The organism is Bacillus cereus group sp. N8, assembly GCF_016483685.1.
Classification (GTDB): Bacteria; Bacillota; Bacilli; order Bacillales; family Bacillaceae_G; genus Bacillus_A; species Bacillus_A proteolyticus.
This window is the reverse complement of record NZ_JAEHBK010000009.1, coordinates 123,739-139,263: the sequence shown is the minus strand read 5'-3', so window position 1 is coordinate 139,263 and position 15,525 is coordinate 123,739. Positions and strand designations below refer to the sequence as shown.

Here is a 15,525-nt window from a genome sequence, read left to right as displayed (position 1 = left end):
ATAGATTCTTAAATATTTAAAAAATACTATATTTAAATGTTACAAAAGATGCTAGAATCCAAATATAGAAAAATTAAAAACCCTAAAGGCGGTTGAATTAAATAAAATGTTTACTCAAAAGAAATCACTCCAACATAAAATTGATCAACTAGAAACTCATATACATGAACTAGAAACAGAATTAAAACAAAAAGATGTGGAAAAACAAGAAATTATATCTTATATCCATAATCGTGTAAAAAACGTTATGCAAGAGCACGAACTTGTAAATAACCAACATCATACACTCCAAAATTTAATTCAACAATTGAACGCATGCTTTGAAAATGTTTCTATGCGTACTACACATTCCAACGAATTAAATAACGAAATGCTACAAAAAGAGAAAAACTTAATTCAAGCTATTGAGGAAATTATCGATTGCTCTAATGAAGGAAAAGAATCCGTTCATCGCTTACTCATTGTAATTAATAAGTTAGGTGAACAATCTCAACGTACTTCTAATAGTATGAATCATTTAAGTGAACGCTCTAAAGAAATTGAACAAATTGTAGAAGTGATTCAAAACATTGCAGCACAAACAAATTTACTAGCGTTAAATGCAAGTATTGAAGCTGCACGTGCTGGAGAACACGGTAAAGGATTCGCTGTTGTTGCTAATGAAGTAAGAAAACTAGCAGAAAGCACAGCTGAAAGTACAAAAAACATCGGTAACTTAACGAAAAAAATTCAAGAAGAAATTGAAAAAGCATATGAAAATACAAAAGATAATTTACATTTAGTTGATGAAGGTGTAGAAATGAGCGCTGATACTAACGCTAGAATCGAAAATATTTTAATTATGATTCAAACATTACAAAATGGCGCTACAAATGTTATTAAAGCTATCGAGAACCAAAAATCTTGTAATGATGATATATTACGAGAATTTGAAAATACACAACTACTGTTCCAAAAGTTAAATACTACTATTATGAATCATATTAATGATGCTGAAAAAGTTGATGTCCAATTATCAAAAAGTATTCAAGAAATAGTTATTTCTCAGTAATATAAAAAATCCCCTATGACGTAGTAGGGGATTTTTTATATATTTCGAATATTATTTTCTTCTCAATATTCGCTCTCTCTTTTGTTATAATAAAAAAGTTGTTTCTTTCGACTAATACACAAGGAGGATGTTATGGAACAATTTTATTACATTTTAAAATATTTAATTCTTGGTCTATTCCAAGGACTAACAGAGCCAATTCCGATTTCTTCAAGCTAAACCCTTCTATTTTTAGCACAGCATTTGCTAGGACTAAAAATAGAAGGGTTTAGCTTTGAGCTACTTGTTAATTCAGCTTCATTATTAGCTGTATTACTTATTTATAGAAATGACTTAATTCGTCTAACAAAGAATGGTCTATCTTATATATTTACAAGAGCAGAAGATGCAAAATCAGATTTCTTCTTTATTATTTACCTCGTTATTGCAACCATTCCAGCAGGTGTAATTGGAGTTTTATTTAAAGATTATATCGACCAATATTTAAAAGGTGTTAAAATGGTTGGGATTTCTCTTCTTATTACTGCTATCGGTCTTTGGATTATTCGAAACTTGCGTGGACGTAAAAATGATGGCGATCTTTCTATGAAAGATGCAATCATTGTCGGTCTAGCACAAGCTTGCGCACTAATTCCTGGTATAAGCCGATCAGGTGCTACAATCGTAGCAGCAATGTTACTTGGTATGAAGCAAGAAACAGCTCTTCGCTTCTCATTCTTACTATACATTCCTGTTAGCTTAGGTGGTTTATTGTTAAGTATTACAGACATTGCAAACGATCCAAATTTAGATACATTATTTGTACCTTATATTGTTGCTTTCATCGCAACATTCATCATGACATATATTTCATTAAAATGGTTTATGAACATTATGGCAAAAGGAAATTTAAAATATTTCTCTTTCTACTGTATTATCGTAGGTGTACTAACTATCATTTTCTTATAAAATGATAGTTAACACTCTTTAAAGCAAATCATTCTATTCAAATGAGATGACTTGCTTTTTTCTATTTCGAACTATTTTAACTTTGTTTTCAATTCTTTTTAGCGCTATAATGATAAACGAAATTTCATTGAAAGGAGCTTCATTTTGACTGCATATTTATTTCCAGTAAAAACAGCATTTATTTTATTTCCTATTTTAGCAATGTTTCTCTTAATTCCTTTTTTAATATTTAATTATCGAAAATACGGTTACTTAAATAAATGGCGCTCATTTATTTTATACTCATTATTACTCTACTTATTAAATGCCTATTTCCTTGTTATTTTGCCGTTACCACAAACGTACGATACTTGTAGCCTACAACCTGCTAATACACAGCACATGCAACTATCACCATTTTATTTCATACAAGAGATTAGTAATCATACATCGGCAATTTTAACAAAACCAGCTACTTATTTCTTGCTATTAAAAGAATCTGCATTTTTACAAGTTGCTTTTAACGTTCTACTAACCGTTCCATTCGGTATTTACTTACGTTATTATTTCCGACGTAGTTTCTTACAGACTATTTTTATTTCTTTTTGTCTTTCACTATTTTTCGAGCTAACACAGGTGACTGGATTGTACGGTATATATAATTGTGCCTATCGCTTATTCGATATCGATGATCTATTTTTAAACACATTAGGCGGCGTAATTGGTTTTATCATTGCTCCAATATTTACGTACTTCCTTCCGAAAACAAGCGAATTAGATAGTCATATTGATTTAGAAACGAAACCAGTCGGATTCGTTCGTCGTCTTATCGCTATGCAAATTGATTGGCTGTTCTTATCTATCGTCGTTCCTGTCATTAAAAATAAAGGAAACTCTCTATTTATTTCTAATATCCAATCTTACACAAATATATACGAACTCCTTTTCATTACATGTTCAATCTTTATTTACTTTATTATCATTCCATACTTTACAAATGGAAGAACGATAGGAAAAGCGTTGCTTCGTATTTACATTAAAGGAAAATCAGATCGTATTACGATAAAGGAACTATTCATCCGTTACGGTATATTCTATTTCATTTTAGGTGGAATCAATTATATTCTTTCTAGTAGCTCTATCTTAAATATTACAGAGCCTTTAGTATTGCTGGTTACATTGTTGTTCCAATTCGTAATTAACGGCCTATTCATTATTCATGTTTTATTGCATGTATTTAGCCAGGATAAATTACTATTTTACGAGCATATCAGTCATACAAGAAATGCAATTCTACTAAAAAAAGCTGACAAATGATTATTTGTCAGCTTTTTTCATACTCATGAATAACTTTTCTGCATAAGGATTTAAAAACATTCCCGTTTCATCTAGTGACTTCCTCACTTGTAAAAACAAATGAAACTCTGGATATATATCTTGTAATTGCTCATACGATAAAGTATGCATTTTCCCCCAATGCGGGCGTCCTTCATACTTTCGAAAGATTTGCTCCACCTCACCAAAATAAGCGGCATACTTCATACCTTTATACATATGAACGGCAATATACGCTGAATCTCTTCCGTACGCTGGACTGAGCCATATATCATCACCTCTCACATACCGGCATTCAATCGGGAAGTGTACCTTATACTTTTTCTTTTCAATAAGATTTGAAATTTCTTCTACAACAGCCCTCATATACTTTGAAGGGACACTATACTCCATTTCATAAAATGGAACCGTACGTGATGTAGCGAACACTTCATAGCTCGGGCCTATTATTTTTGTGTTTGGTACAGCCTTAGCTGATAATCGACTTACTGCTTTACTTATAGACGGAAACCATTTACACCCTTTAGATAACAAAGAGAACATCCTATTTTCAAGTAACTCCACCTTTAGTTTATGCCATTTCAAATCACTTTCTTTACTCATTGTTTCATTTGTAAATTTCACTTGCACCTCATCTGAATAAGGAAAAACGAAAAATTCAAAATGACGATTCTTCTTATATTCTTCTAGCTTGTTCATTACAGCAGATAATGACTGCTTTTCACTTTCATAAACGAGCGAATACGCTGGGATAACTTTCAATTTTATCTTTACAATAATGCCTAGCATTCCAAGCGACACCTGAAATGCTTTCCAATATTCAACGTTTTCGGTTTCTGAACAAACTATACTCTCACCTGTTGATAAAACTGCCGTAATCTCTATAACTTGTGTTGATAAACTCCCAAATGTAACACCCGTCCCATGAGTGCCCGTACTAATCGCTCCAGCAATAGATTGTGAATCAATATCTCCTAAATTCTCTTGTGCATAACCTTTTTCCTCAAGTAACTTCCCTAAATCATATAACTTTGTTCCTGCCCATACTTCGGCAACCATCTTCTCTGCATCGATATTTGCAATGCCCTTCAATTCATCTAAAGAAACTAAAATTTCTTCCGTTTGCACGAGAGGTGTAAAAGAGTGCCCTGAACCGACAACACGAATTTTCTTTCCCTTTTTTCGTGCAAGCCCTACAACTTCCACTACATCTTGTATACTTTTTGGATACATCGTATAATGTGGCGTTCCTTCTACATTCCCTGTCCAATTTCTCCATTTTTGTCCCTTTATAGAAAGCATTGTCCATCCCCCCGATATGTTGAATACTCCCCAGCAATCTCTCCTTTTTTAACGCGATACAAAACAGGAAAGCGTTCACATAACTCTCCAGCTTTACTATGGCGAAACAAGATAGAATCTCCTATATCCACCCGTTCCTCACCGTTATAAAAAATTGGTGTTTGCACTTCACCAGCACCTTCTAACGCTAATAGTCTTGCACCACCCGGCCTCCAAATCTCAGGCTCTTTATCTTTACCAACTGCGCCTGAAGCAATATATCCACCACCGAGGCAAGTATAAATAAACGGAGCTGGTTTACGCACAACGGGTAAAGCAAATCCGACAGCTGGCTGAAATTGTACTTCTTTATAATAATCAAATAGTTTTGGGGAATAAAAAGCAGAACCTATTGTAATCTCTGAAACTGAGTTATCTTGCTCAGTTGTTTTTATACTTCCTGTTCCTCCCCCATTTACAAATCTTAGTTTAATACCAAGGTTTTGTATTTCTTTTACGATACGTCCTCTTCTTTCTTTAACCTCTAATACTGATTTCTTCTTTAAATACGAAACCACTTTACTTTTCATCCATTGATTCGGTATATGATCCCCCACCCCAGCAATTTGGGCCTCATATCCCATTACACCATCTAGTATTAAATATGATGAGCCCTTCACCTTTCCTACTATTTTCAAAGCACTCTGTACGTCTTTTACCGGGGATCTTTTTACACCAAAATGAAATTTTAAAAAACGACTACTCATATCAATATCCAAACAAACGCGAAAACAACCTTTAGACTTCTCAGCAATTTTTTCTAAATAAACAATATGTTCTTCACAATCCACCATGCAAGTTATACTGAGTCCTTGCTTTGTTAGCAAACTAATTTCATATAAAGCTCTTTCATCATAAGCAGGATATCCGAGCAATAAATCATTAAATCCTTGTTCAATTAAAAACAAAGCTTCTCTAGGGGAAAAACACATAATACCTTGAAACCGATCATTTGTAGCCAAAATCTTTTTCATAATTGGAACAGAGCGTAATGATTTACTCGCTATACGAATCTTCTTATCTCCACTTAACTCTATAATCGATTGAATATTTCTCTCTAAAGCCAGTTCATCTAAAAATGCACACGGTAATGGAACTTCCTTAAAAATTCCTCTATCCACATTTTTCTCTCCTCTTCTATATATGTCTTATACATATTGGAAAGAAAAAATGATTTTCCTGTTTTCAAATAAAAAAAGTTTCTTCTTCACGAAGAAACTTTTTTAAGACTACTCTACTTCATAGAAATAGTGGCCTCTACTGGATAATGATCAGAGTAATCATTATATGTATATTTTTTGAACCATGACGTAACAGTCCATTGTGGCGATTTCGGCTGTAACACCTTATTCTCTATATACGATGGATTCGCATGGTCCTTACTTGTAATAATATAATCTAAATACTCGGCAGGGCTATCGGGGAAGTTATATTTCGCAATACTGTTTGTCGCCGCATCCCAAGTCGTAGTATGCCCAGTATAAGATGGAATAGAAGCGTGCAATGTTTTGAACATGAATGCGTACTCTGAGTCACTATTGTTCTCAGCATTTATTTTATTCACATTCATATCACCACCAATTAACACATACTCGTTATTTGGTATATTTTTATTTTTAATAAAATCTTGAATTTCTTGTAGCTGTTTTGTACGTACAGATGCTGGCGAAGTGTTTCCACACATACTATCTTCAGCTTGTAAATGAGTCCCAATCACATGCACGAAACGATCATTTTTCTTAACTTTTGTGTATACAAATCCTTTATTTGATAAGTTATCTGGTCCACAACCTTTTTCGAATACATATTGAATCTTTTCAACAATTGGCCATTTACTCACAATCGCTACACCTCCATCTTCAGGAGTCGAAGATGAATAGTTTCCTAACGTCTTATCCCACTCGCTTCCACTACTACGACCTAATACTGCCGTTTGATTTGGATATTCTTTCTTCAAATTTCCTAATAAGCGATTTGAAGCACTATTATCAAACACTTCATTTAATATAACAACATCTTGATTCTTTATATAATCTGCCGCTCCAATTAAATCAGCACGCTGAATTTGTCCCCAGTTGGGATATAGATTTTTTGATAACATGTACACATTATGCGTCATAACTTTTAACGTATCATTTTGATTTGTGGACATTTCTGCTTGAACGGAAGATCCGCTATATAAAGCTGCTAGACTTATTCCAAAGCTAAGTACAACTTTTAACAATTTACTTTTCACGAGTCATACCTCCATGTATTGTATAGTGATAAAAAGGCCAAATACTCTATTCTGAGATTTGACCTTTCTCCAATACTTAACGATTTCCGTACGTATCAAACCAAAGCTGAATATATCCAGCTGTTACACGTTGCGCTTCCGTTAATCGCTTACCGGTCATTGGTGTAACTTCAGCACGCCATTTGTCCGCATAACTTTGTGATACAGCAGCTTTTACAAACCAACTTTTCGTATTACTATTTACAATGCCAGGGTAATCTTGCTTCGCAGCCACTGCCGCCCCATGAATCCAATCTTCAGGGTTCGTACCTTTCCAGTTCCAATATCCATTTCCGTCCATTACTTTGTAATTATCTTTAATTGTATCTACAAAGTTTTCATATTTAGAATGGAACCCTTGTGGATAAGAAATATTCGTAAAGTTTGCTGCATGCATCGGTTGATTTACATCTCCTAAATAATGAAGAGATAACCCTAAATAGAAGAATGCTTGTTTCATATCTTTATTTTTATAAGATTCACCAGCTAATTTAAAATACTTAGCTCCAGTTTCCTTCGCTTGCTTTGCAAGTGGAATGTATGTACTTCCATTGTCTGGATCATAGAAATGCGACGCAAATGTACTATTGTCATAATAAGGATTTTCATAATCAGCAGAATAAATGCCATTTTCTAAATCTGTGCGCCATTCATTTAATAGTGCAACTTGATCTTGTTTTACAATTGTCGTATTACGGGACATAATATCAATTGCACGATTCACGATCCATAAATGAGAGTTTACACCTTCTGAGTGTTTATCTTCAGCGGACCAATATTGAATAATCTGTACTCTATTCCCTCCATCATTTTCATGTGCAAAAGCTACATTTTGTAACGGAGCTGCTAACGTAATAGCTGCTGCTAAAGCAAGCACTTTCTTTTTCATATGAAATCCTCCATTTTATAGTTGAGTTATTGTAAATATTTTGTTTGGATCCTACGATGCCTTTCGGTTAACCTATGATTAGAATATCCCACCTTCCACCGAATTTCTATTATTTAATCGAAATATGCAAATGTTCATATCACTATAACTTTATACATAGTGAACGTAATGAATGAATGCACTTACATTGTAATAAATTATTGTTAAGCTACTGCAAATACTTGTCTAAACTAATGTAAAAAAAGAGTAAAGCGATTAACCGCTTTACTCTTTTTTTCTTTTCGATAATATACTTGGCAGTTGCACATTAACTGCCAATTTATGAATAAATCCAAACACTAATCCAATCCCGATAAATATGTATAAGATCGTAAACACCTTTCCAAAATCAGTTTGCGGACTAAAATTTCCATCACCGACAGTCGTCAACGTAACCACACTAAAATATAGAGCGTCAAGAGGACGTAATCCTTCAACTGTACTATAAAAAATCGTCCCCGATGTTAATGTCAACATTGTTAATACGAACAACACTTGAAACTCTTTATCTTTCCATGCTCGTAAACAGGCTCTTAACATCCGTTTCAATGTCAACATAAATGAAAGCATTGGACTTCCCCTTCCAAACAAAAATACCTTTAGTTAAAGGAAAGTCTATCACCTTTCAGTATAGAAAAAAAGTAGCCCTTTTCTATTTCTAGAAAAGAGCTACTTTCTTCTATTGTATATTATTTAGGTGAAACAAGAATTTTCACTTGTGTTTTATCTTTTACAAGTGCTTCAAATCCTTCTTCAACAACTTGGTCCACTGTAATTTTTTTCGTAATTAATTTCTCTGCTTGAATTTGGCCAGAGCTAATTAATTTAATAACAGCTGGGAATATATGACGATATCCAAGAATACCGATAACTTCTTTTTCTTTTAATACAAGGTTGTTCGGAGTAATTGTCGCATCTTTTTCCCACACACTAACAATTACTGTTTGGCCTTCAAAGCTTGTACTTTCAATCGCTTGACGAAGTACAACTTCAACACCTGTTACTTCAAAGCTCACATTTACACCTAAACCATTGGTTAAGTTGCGAATTTCTGCTAGTACATCTTGAGTTGCTGGGTTTAATACGTAATCCGCACCCGCTAATTTCGCTAACTCTTGACGTTCTTTAGAAAGTTCAACTGCGATAACAGGAGTTGCTCCTGCTGCTTTTGCTGCTTGGATTACAAGAAGTCCAATCGGACCACAACCAAATACCGCTACAGCTTCTCCCTCTTTTAATTTACTTTGACGTACTGCATGAACTGCTACTGCTGCTGGTTCTACAAGCGCACCTTGTTCATACGTCATTTCGTCTGGTATATGATGAACCATATCTTCTGGTACTACTGTATATTCAGAGAAACCACCACCGTCTCCACCAAGACCGTGGAAAACAAGTTGTTCACAAACATTGTAATGTCCATGTTTACAAGCTTCACATTTACCACAAGAATAAATTGGTTCTACAACAACGCGGTCTCCCACTTTATGAGATGTAACTCCTTCACCAATTTCTACTACCTCACCACTAAACTCATGTCCTAAAATAACCGGTGCTTTTACGTGTGTTAATGGATGTTCTTCTGTCGGAATAAAAATAGGTCCCGCTAAATATTCATGCAGGTCTGTCCCACAGATACCACACCATTTAACTTTAATCTTAACTGCTCCTGGTCTTACAGTTGGTTCTGGTACTTCTTCTACTCTTACATCACGTTGATTATGCCAAAGTAATGCTTTCATTTTATACATCCCTCTCTATGTATATATTTAACCTGGTGAAGTTTACAAATCTATTATAGTACTTCTATCCATATATTTCAAAAAAACAATATCATTTCCACTAATTTTTAACAAATAAAGTTCAATATTTTGTCACTTTGTACTTTTTTCCACATCTGTTAATTCAATTTCATTGCAGTTGAAATTAGCATTATGCCATAATAGCATAGGAGAGGTGAATATCGCTTGAAATATTTTATTTACTTTATTGTTATCGTAGCGTTTTTAGATACATTTTCACAATTACCTATTATGAGTACTTTCGCTCAAAGTCTTGGAGGAACCCCTCTTGTTATCGGACTAGTTGTCGGTATGTACTCATTCGCTAATATGATCGGTAATATTATTGCTGGAGCCGCTGTCGATAAATTCGGTGCAAAAAAAATCCTTTATATAAGCATGGGAATTACGAGTTTCATAGTCTTGTTATACACCGTTGTTCAAAGTGGTGAACAACTATTAGTTGTGCGTTTTATGCACGGTTTTAGTGACGGATTTTTAATTCCTGCTGCCTTTACGTTTTTATCAAAGCAAACGAATTCAGCAAGGCAAGGTAAGGCAATGGCTCTATCTGGTGCTGCTGTTGGAACAGCTGCAATCGTAGGACCTGCTTTCAGCGGCATTATGAAAGCAACAGCTGGTATAGAGTGGGTGTTCATTACTATTTCTATTTTAATGGTCCTTGGTACAATCGTATCTCTATTCTTCTTACCAAATAACGTATCAAGAAAAGATACATCAAGAACTCAAATGATGAACAAAGAAGATATGATTGAACTATTGAAATCAGAACCGTTATTACAAGCATATATTGGTGCTTTCACACTAATGTTTTCACAAGGGATTGTCACTTATATGTTACCAGTAAAAGTTGAGGCGTTAGCACTTAAAGCATCTACAACAGGCATGATGTTAAGTATATTCGGAATTACCGCTATCCTCTTCTTCTTACTGCCAACAAATCGCATTTACGATCGATTTAATCGTTCAAAACTAATGCTAATCGGGATTGCAGTAATGGCACTAGCATTATCTTTACTCGGATTATTTGCAACAAAAGGCATGCTCTTTATCGTTATGATGATTTATGGAATTGGGTTCGCTATCCTCTTCCCAGCAATTAATGCTTTACTTGTTGAAAATACGACAGATAATAATCGCGGGAAAGCATTCGGGTTGTTTTATGCATTCTTCTCGTTAGGAGTTGTTGCTGGATCCTTTACAGTTGGAGCAATCGGAGCATCACCTAGCGCTAGCTTCGTTATCGGAACTGCATTCTTGTTAACATTTGCTGGAATGATTTTTGTAAGAAGCAAAGTAAAAAAGACAATGATGGGTTAATTCCATCATTGTCTTTTTTTTAAAATGCGTATTGATATAACCCGTAATATAACGGAAGCGTTGGAATAATCCCAATTAATTTAAATACAAAAGGCAACGATTCATTCTTCTCTTCATATAAGCGTAAAATAAAAACTGCACTCAAAGTCCAAATAATGCTAAACACAAAGATGCATTTCCAAACGATTGGGGTTAATATTTCTACATCGAAGACAAAACCAAATAGCCCTATCCACGTAATAATGGACACTACAAAATCAAACTTTTGAATTGGTGTTTGAAACATCCCTCTTATTAATGAAGTAATAGCTAATATCGCTACAATGACTAAATAAATTTTCCACAACATAATGATAAGCTCCTGTTCAATTTTTCACTTTCAATAAACCATACTTAATAAACAATCTGGCATTATATTTTTCATAGAAATAATACAACGGATAACAAAATAAGAAGAAAATAAGTACGGTTGGTACATTGTCTATAATAGAAAAATATTTTCCTAGCAATTCTTTAATACTCTCACCAATAATAATAAACAGTGGAATTATACAAATTGCCGCTAATATTAAACATGGTGTTATCCTTATTTCTTTCAGCTTCACCTTACAATGTGGACACCTTAATGAAAAAAGATGTGGGATATCGATAATATGTTGTGCAGTAATATTTCCTTCACACTGTGGGCAGACAATTGTTTCTTTCATTTATAACTCCTCCTTTCTACTCAAAAAAAAAAGCTCTATCGAATAGAGCTTTTTTCCGCCTAATATATATTACTTTTGCATATAACCAAGTAATACTGTAAATAAACTTATGTATAAAAGCAATACTACTTTCTCCCTTTAAAAAATAAACTAAATAAATACTGAAGATACTTCGACAATTTCCTCGGAAATATTTCCTTTCCCCACATAATTTGATACACTATACATGAATTAACAGTTGTATTACACGAGCTAAAATAATAACTTACTGTACAAATTAAAAAGCACACTCTTCATATGAAGAATGTGCTTTTATTTTATTAACGCTTAATCCAAACAGCGCCTGCTGACTTATCCTCTGCTTGTCCAACAACTTGGAATTTAAGTCCAAGGTTTGGAACTTTTCGTCCCGCATCAGCAATTTGCTTATTACTGTATACCTTTGAATCATCAAACGTTGTAATACCTTGTAATCCAGTATAATTAAACTGTCCTCGTGTAAATGAATTTACACTCCATGAAGGTGTTTGATCAAATGAAAATGCAGCATCTGCAATTTGAATTCCAGTATTACCGTATGCTGGTTTCCCGCCTAAATTTCCAACAATCGCTTCTGGATGAGAATCTACAACACCAAGGAAGCCTTCACCTGGATGTAACCCAACCCAGTTATCTTTGAAGCTATCATCTGCATACCAAACGACAAGACCTGTATTATACACTGGACCTCTTCCCGCTTTTAATCCATTATCTGATCCGGCATAGTTTCTCCACTCTAGATAATAATAATGAGGTTTCTGTTCTGTCCCATCAGAAACAACGAATCCATTTAACTTCATTTTAGACTGTCCTTCTGCGTCATCTGAAAATACTACTTGTCCATCAACTGTTACATTTACATTATCCATTGCAAAACCTTTATATGTTAAAGCTGGATCTGTAATATAGTCGAATTGTAGTTTAACTTTCTTCCCTTTAAATTGACTTAAATCGTATGATTTATCAATCCATTTTCCATCTGTTGTATCTTTATCTTCTTGGACTATGTTTTCTCCCAATCTATCAATTAATGTTTTCGTTCCATCTTCAGTTACAGCATGTACTTCGATGAAATCACACTCTGCTTCTAGTTCATAATTCGCTTTATAATCAAATTTTGCATTTGTTCCTTTTGTTAAATCGAAGAATGGTGTTTCTAATGTCGTATGAATATCATCGCCTCTTGTACTATAGTATGCATGCTTTCCAAATCCAGGCTTAATTGTTTCAATACTCTTACCTGGTAAGTTGACACGTACGACACCTGGACGATTTGATTTTGTAACACTTTGATCAATATATGTAGGAACGCCCACACCACGCTTAATTTTATCGTAATCTACTTCTAAAATTTTCGCCCAGTTTCCACCCATATTCTTTTGTAAGAAGTCTTTATTTTGTGGTGAAAAACTAGTTGGCTCTGTTCCTGCGATTTTTCCTGTCCAGCTACCTCCACTCATTAATGACCAAGCTTCGACAGGTGATCCCATTCCAGTATAATTCGTATCATACTCATCTGGTAAACCAAGGTCATGTCCAAATTCATGTGCAAACACACCTACTGCACCGTCTTCTGGTTCAATTGTGTAATCATGAGCCGCTATTTTTCCACCCCAATAAGGTACTTTGGATGTTGTTCCTTCAATCGCTACTGGATCCCTTGCTAATTTAGAACGATGTGACCAAATTGCATCATCTCCTAATTTACCACCGCCAGCTTCTTGACCAACACCAGCATGAATTACCATCAAATGATCAATTACACCGTCCGGTTCATTAAGATTGCCATCGCCATTTGTATCATAGCGGTCGAACTGATCAAATTGTGATAAATCTAATCCTTTATCCGCTGCAGCTTTTAATGCTTCTTTCACTAAATCACGCGCACCTTTTGGTCCTTTATTATCGTGACCGCTACTACCATCAGCACCGTAATCAGCAGCTTTACCTGGAACAGTTAACCACTCTGTTACATACCCATCTGTCGTATAACTGCCACCAGACTGTTCTTCATAATATTGCTTAAATGTTTTTACTTTTGAACCATCAAATAATGTGTAAGGCTCATTACCAAATAACATTTTTTGATAATGTTCCCTACTAAAATCTTTCGAGTACATATAACCCGGTGTTTGCTCAATATTATTATGTTTATAATCACTAAACTCAACGAGTAACACTAACACTTTATCATTACGGACAGGTCCACTATATGGAGCTTGTTTCGCCTTAGAAGTTGGAACTTTCCCATCTAATTGCTTTTTATTTGGCTCCGGCTTTTGATCAGGGCTCACATTTTTTTCAGCTTTCTTTACCTTCTCTTTTTCCTCCATCTTTTTCTCTTTTACCTTTTTTACGAAGTCAGATGCTTCTTTAGCAGTATCCTCTGGAAAAATTTCTTTATTTGCCTGATCCCCTTGTTTCTTTTCAATATATTGCTCTACAGCTTTTTTCGTCTCTTCTTTAGACGAAGCTGGATTAATTGTTCCTCTTTCTTTCAATGCTTCCGCTAAACGATCCTCTTGAATTAAATTATGATCAATTGGAGTTGTAGACATATTTTCTTTTGCTCCCGCTGGCGTTTCTGCATATGCTAACGGAGCACTCATTACAGCTGTGCATCCGATGATTGTCGCAATTGCTAATGACGACAACACTTTAAATGGTGTTTTTCTTCTCATTGTATTTCTCTCCTTTTACAAATCTTAAAATTCTGATAATTGAACATAAACTAACCGCTATCCTCCCTTATATAAAAAAGACATAATTCTATAAACGATAAACCTTCTGTTATAGAATCATGCCCTCCAGTTTTCTGGTCAGACCCTCTATTTTTTTATCCCTCTATTTGCTGGGCAGTAAGACTCCCATCTCAAAATTCAGCGAATGCAAGGAAGTTAAGAGGGAGATAACTGCCCGTAAAAGCCCGATTGGTGAGGGCTGATAATCGGTGGGGGATGAACAACCCCCCCACTGATTAAAGTTTCACTTTATGTCGAAATATGAAAAATAAAAAGTGATTTGATATATATTAAATAGCTTATATAACAAATTTAAAAGACAATATGCAAAATTGCATGAAAATTCTTTAAAACAAAAAGAATCCTAGTCAATTAAACTAGGATTCTCGATTTTCTATTATTTCTCTTGTGTTTTTTCCCAATCAGCTAAGAATTTCTCAATTCCTTGATCTGTTAATGGATGCTTCACTAATGAAGCGATTACGTTTGCTGGGATTGTTGCAATATGTGAACCGTTTAATGCTGCTTCTGTTACGTGAACACTGTGACGTACAGATGCTGCAATGATTTCTGTTTCAATGCCGTGAATTGCAAAGATTTCTGCGATTTGGCGAATTAAGTCCATACCGTTATGACCGATATCATCTAGGCGACCTAAGAACGGTGAAACGTATGTCGCACCAGCGCGAGCTGCAAGTAATGCTTGCACTGCTGAGAATACTAATGTAACGTTTGTACGAATTCCTAAATCTGAGAATGCTTTTACTGCTTTTAAGCCTTCTGTTGTCATTGGAACTTTTACGACTACATTTGGAGCGATTTTTGCTAATTCTTTTCCTTCTTCAATCATTTTATCAGCTTCTAAGCTAATTACTTCTGCGCTTACAGGTCCTTCAATAAAGCTGCAAATTTCACGAATACGCTCATGGAAATCTACGCCTTCTTTTGCTACAAGTGATGGATTTGTCGTTACTCCAGCTACTACACCTAATGCATTTGCCTCTTTAATTTCGTTAATGTTTGCTGTATCAATAAAAAATTTCATTTGTTATTCTTCCT

General features: G+C 34.6%; 13 protein-coding genes and 1 pseudogene. 4 read left to right on the top strand and 10 right to left on the bottom strand.

Annotated features, from left to right (window positions below):
* Positions 1–106: 106 nt before the first annotated feature.
* The 3 genes and pseudogenes from JDS80_RS15635 (at position 107) to JDS80_RS15625 (ending at position 3,295) form a co-directional block, all read left to right on the top strand.
* Positions 107–1,051 carry a methyl-accepting chemotaxis protein gene (locus JDS80_RS15635; protein WP_199639167.1) on the top strand — a complete coding sequence of 315 codons (945 nt, stop codon included), beginning with the start codon at positions 107–109 and terminating at the stop codon, positions 1,049–1,051.
* Positions 1,052–1,183: 132 nt separating this feature from the next.
* Positions 1,184–1,999 (top strand): annotated as a pseudogene (locus tag JDS80_RS15630) (undecaprenyl-diphosphate phosphatase).
* 144 nt (positions 2,000–2,143) lie between these two features.
* Entirely contained in the window at positions 2,144–3,295 is a 1,152-nt protein-coding gene (locus tag JDS80_RS15625; RefSeq protein ID WP_199639165.1) for a VanZ family protein, read from the top strand.
* Here the strand turns inward: JDS80_RS15625 and JDS80_RS15620 are convergent, their stop codons facing one another.
* The 6 genes from JDS80_RS15620 to bdhA all read right to left on the bottom strand — a co-directional run bounded on the left by JDS80_RS15620 (position 3,296) and on the right by bdhA (position 9,599).
* A complete protein-coding gene (locus tag JDS80_RS15620) occupies positions 3,296–4,615 on the bottom strand; it encodes a D-arabinono-1,4-lactone oxidase (protein ID WP_071743743.1) in 1,320 nt (439 codons plus the stop codon). It lies immediately after the preceding gene.
* Positions 4,603–5,775 (bottom strand): alanine racemase, encoded by a 1,173-nt coding sequence (locus JDS80_RS15615; RefSeq protein WP_199639163.1) that lies wholly within the window; start codon positions 5,773–5,775, stop codon positions 4,603–4,605. The genes JDS80_RS15620 and JDS80_RS15615 overlap by 13 nt, the downstream gene beginning before the upstream one ends.
* A 113-nt stretch (positions 5,776–5,888) precedes the next feature.
* Positions 5,889–6,890 carry a sphingomyelinase C gene (gene sph / locus JDS80_RS15610; RefSeq protein ID WP_199639161.1) on the bottom strand — a complete coding sequence of 334 codons (1,002 nt, stop codon included), beginning with the start codon at positions 6,888–6,890 and terminating at the stop codon, positions 5,889–5,891.
* A 76-nt stretch (positions 6,891–6,966) separates the two neighbouring features.
* Complete coding sequence (gene cerA, locus JDS80_RS15605) at positions 6,967–7,818, bottom strand: phospholipase C (RefSeq protein ID WP_199639159.1); 852 nt, start codon at positions 7,816–7,818, stop codon at positions 6,967–6,969.
* Between the two features lie 264 nt (positions 7,819–8,082).
* A complete protein-coding gene (locus tag JDS80_RS15600) occupies positions 8,083–8,427 on the bottom strand; it encodes a potassium channel family protein (protein ID WP_199639157.1) in 345 nt (114 codons plus the stop codon).
* Positions 8,428–8,546: 119 nt separating this feature from the next.
* Positions 8,547–9,599, bottom strand: coding sequence for a (R,R)-butanediol dehydrogenase (gene bdhA / locus JDS80_RS15595; protein WP_000645832.1), 1,053 nt, complete (start codon positions 9,597–9,599; stop codon positions 8,547–8,549).
* A gap of 225 nt (positions 9,600–9,824) precedes the next feature.
* On the opposite strand from bdhA, the gene JDS80_RS15590 reads away from it, so the two are divergent.
* A complete protein-coding gene (locus tag JDS80_RS15590; protein WP_199639155.1) occupies positions 9,825–10,979 on the top strand; it encodes an MFS transporter in 1,155 nt (384 codons plus the stop codon).
* 19 nt (positions 10,980–10,998) lie between these two features.
* Here the strand turns inward: JDS80_RS15590 and JDS80_RS15585 are convergent, their stop codons facing one another.
* From JDS80_RS15585 to fsa, 4 genes are all read right to left on the bottom strand, one after another.
* Entirely contained in the window at positions 10,999–11,328 is a 330-nt protein-coding gene (locus tag JDS80_RS15585; protein ID WP_098888273.1) for a hypothetical protein, read from the bottom strand.
* A 16-nt stretch (positions 11,329–11,344) separates the two neighbouring features.
* On the bottom strand, positions 11,345–11,686 hold the full coding sequence (locus JDS80_RS15580; RefSeq protein WP_071743750.1) for a hypothetical protein: 342 nt from the start codon (positions 11,684–11,686) through the stop codon (positions 11,345–11,347).
* Positions 11,687–12,006: 320 nt separating this feature from the next.
* Positions 12,007–14,406, bottom strand: coding sequence for a M6 family metalloprotease immune inhibitor InhA2 (inhA2, locus tag JDS80_RS15575; RefSeq protein ID WP_199639153.1), 2,400 nt, complete (start codon positions 14,404–14,406; stop codon positions 12,007–12,009).
* Between the two features lie 457 nt (positions 14,407–14,863).
* Positions 14,864–15,511, bottom strand: coding sequence for a fructose-6-phosphate aldolase (gene fsa / locus JDS80_RS15570; RefSeq protein WP_000667669.1), 648 nt, complete (start codon positions 15,509–15,511; stop codon positions 14,864–14,866).
* Positions 15,512–15,525: the final 14 nt, after the last annotated feature.

Excerpts from the sequence above, each read along its gene's own strand:
- JDS80_RS15635 (WP_199639167.1), top strand. The coding sequence starts at position 107 with ATGTTTACTCAAAAGAAATCACTCCAACATAAAATTGATCAACTAGAA.
- JDS80_RS15620 (WP_071743743.1), bottom strand. The coding sequence starts at position 4,615 with ATGCTTTCTATAAAGGGACAAAAATGGAGAAATTGGACAGGGAATGTA.
- cerA (WP_199639159.1), bottom strand. The coding sequence starts at position 7,818 with ATGAAAAAGAAAGTGCTTGCTTTAGCAGCAGCTATTACGTTAGCAGCT.
- JDS80_RS15600 (WP_199639157.1), bottom strand. The coding sequence starts at position 8,427 with ATGCTTTCATTTATGTTGACATTGAAACGGATGTTAAGAGCCTGTTTA.
- bdhA (WP_000645832.1), bottom strand. The coding sequence starts at position 9,599 with ATGAAAGCATTACTTTGGCATAATCAACGTGATGTAAGAGTAGAAGAA.
- JDS80_RS15585 (WP_098888273.1), bottom strand. The coding sequence starts at position 11,328 with ATGTTGTGGAAAATTTATTTAGTCATTGTAGCGATATTAGCTATTACT.
- JDS80_RS15580 (WP_071743750.1), bottom strand. The coding sequence starts at position 11,686 with ATGAAAGAAACAATTGTCTGCCCACAGTGTGAAGGAAATATTACTGCA.
- inhA2 (WP_199639153.1), bottom strand. The coding sequence starts at position 14,406 with ATGAGAAGAAAAACACCATTTAAAGTGTTGTCGTCATTAGCAATTGCG.
- fsa (WP_000667669.1), bottom strand. The coding sequence starts at position 15,511 with ATGAAATTTTTTATTGATACAGCAAACATTAACGAAATTAAAGAGGCA.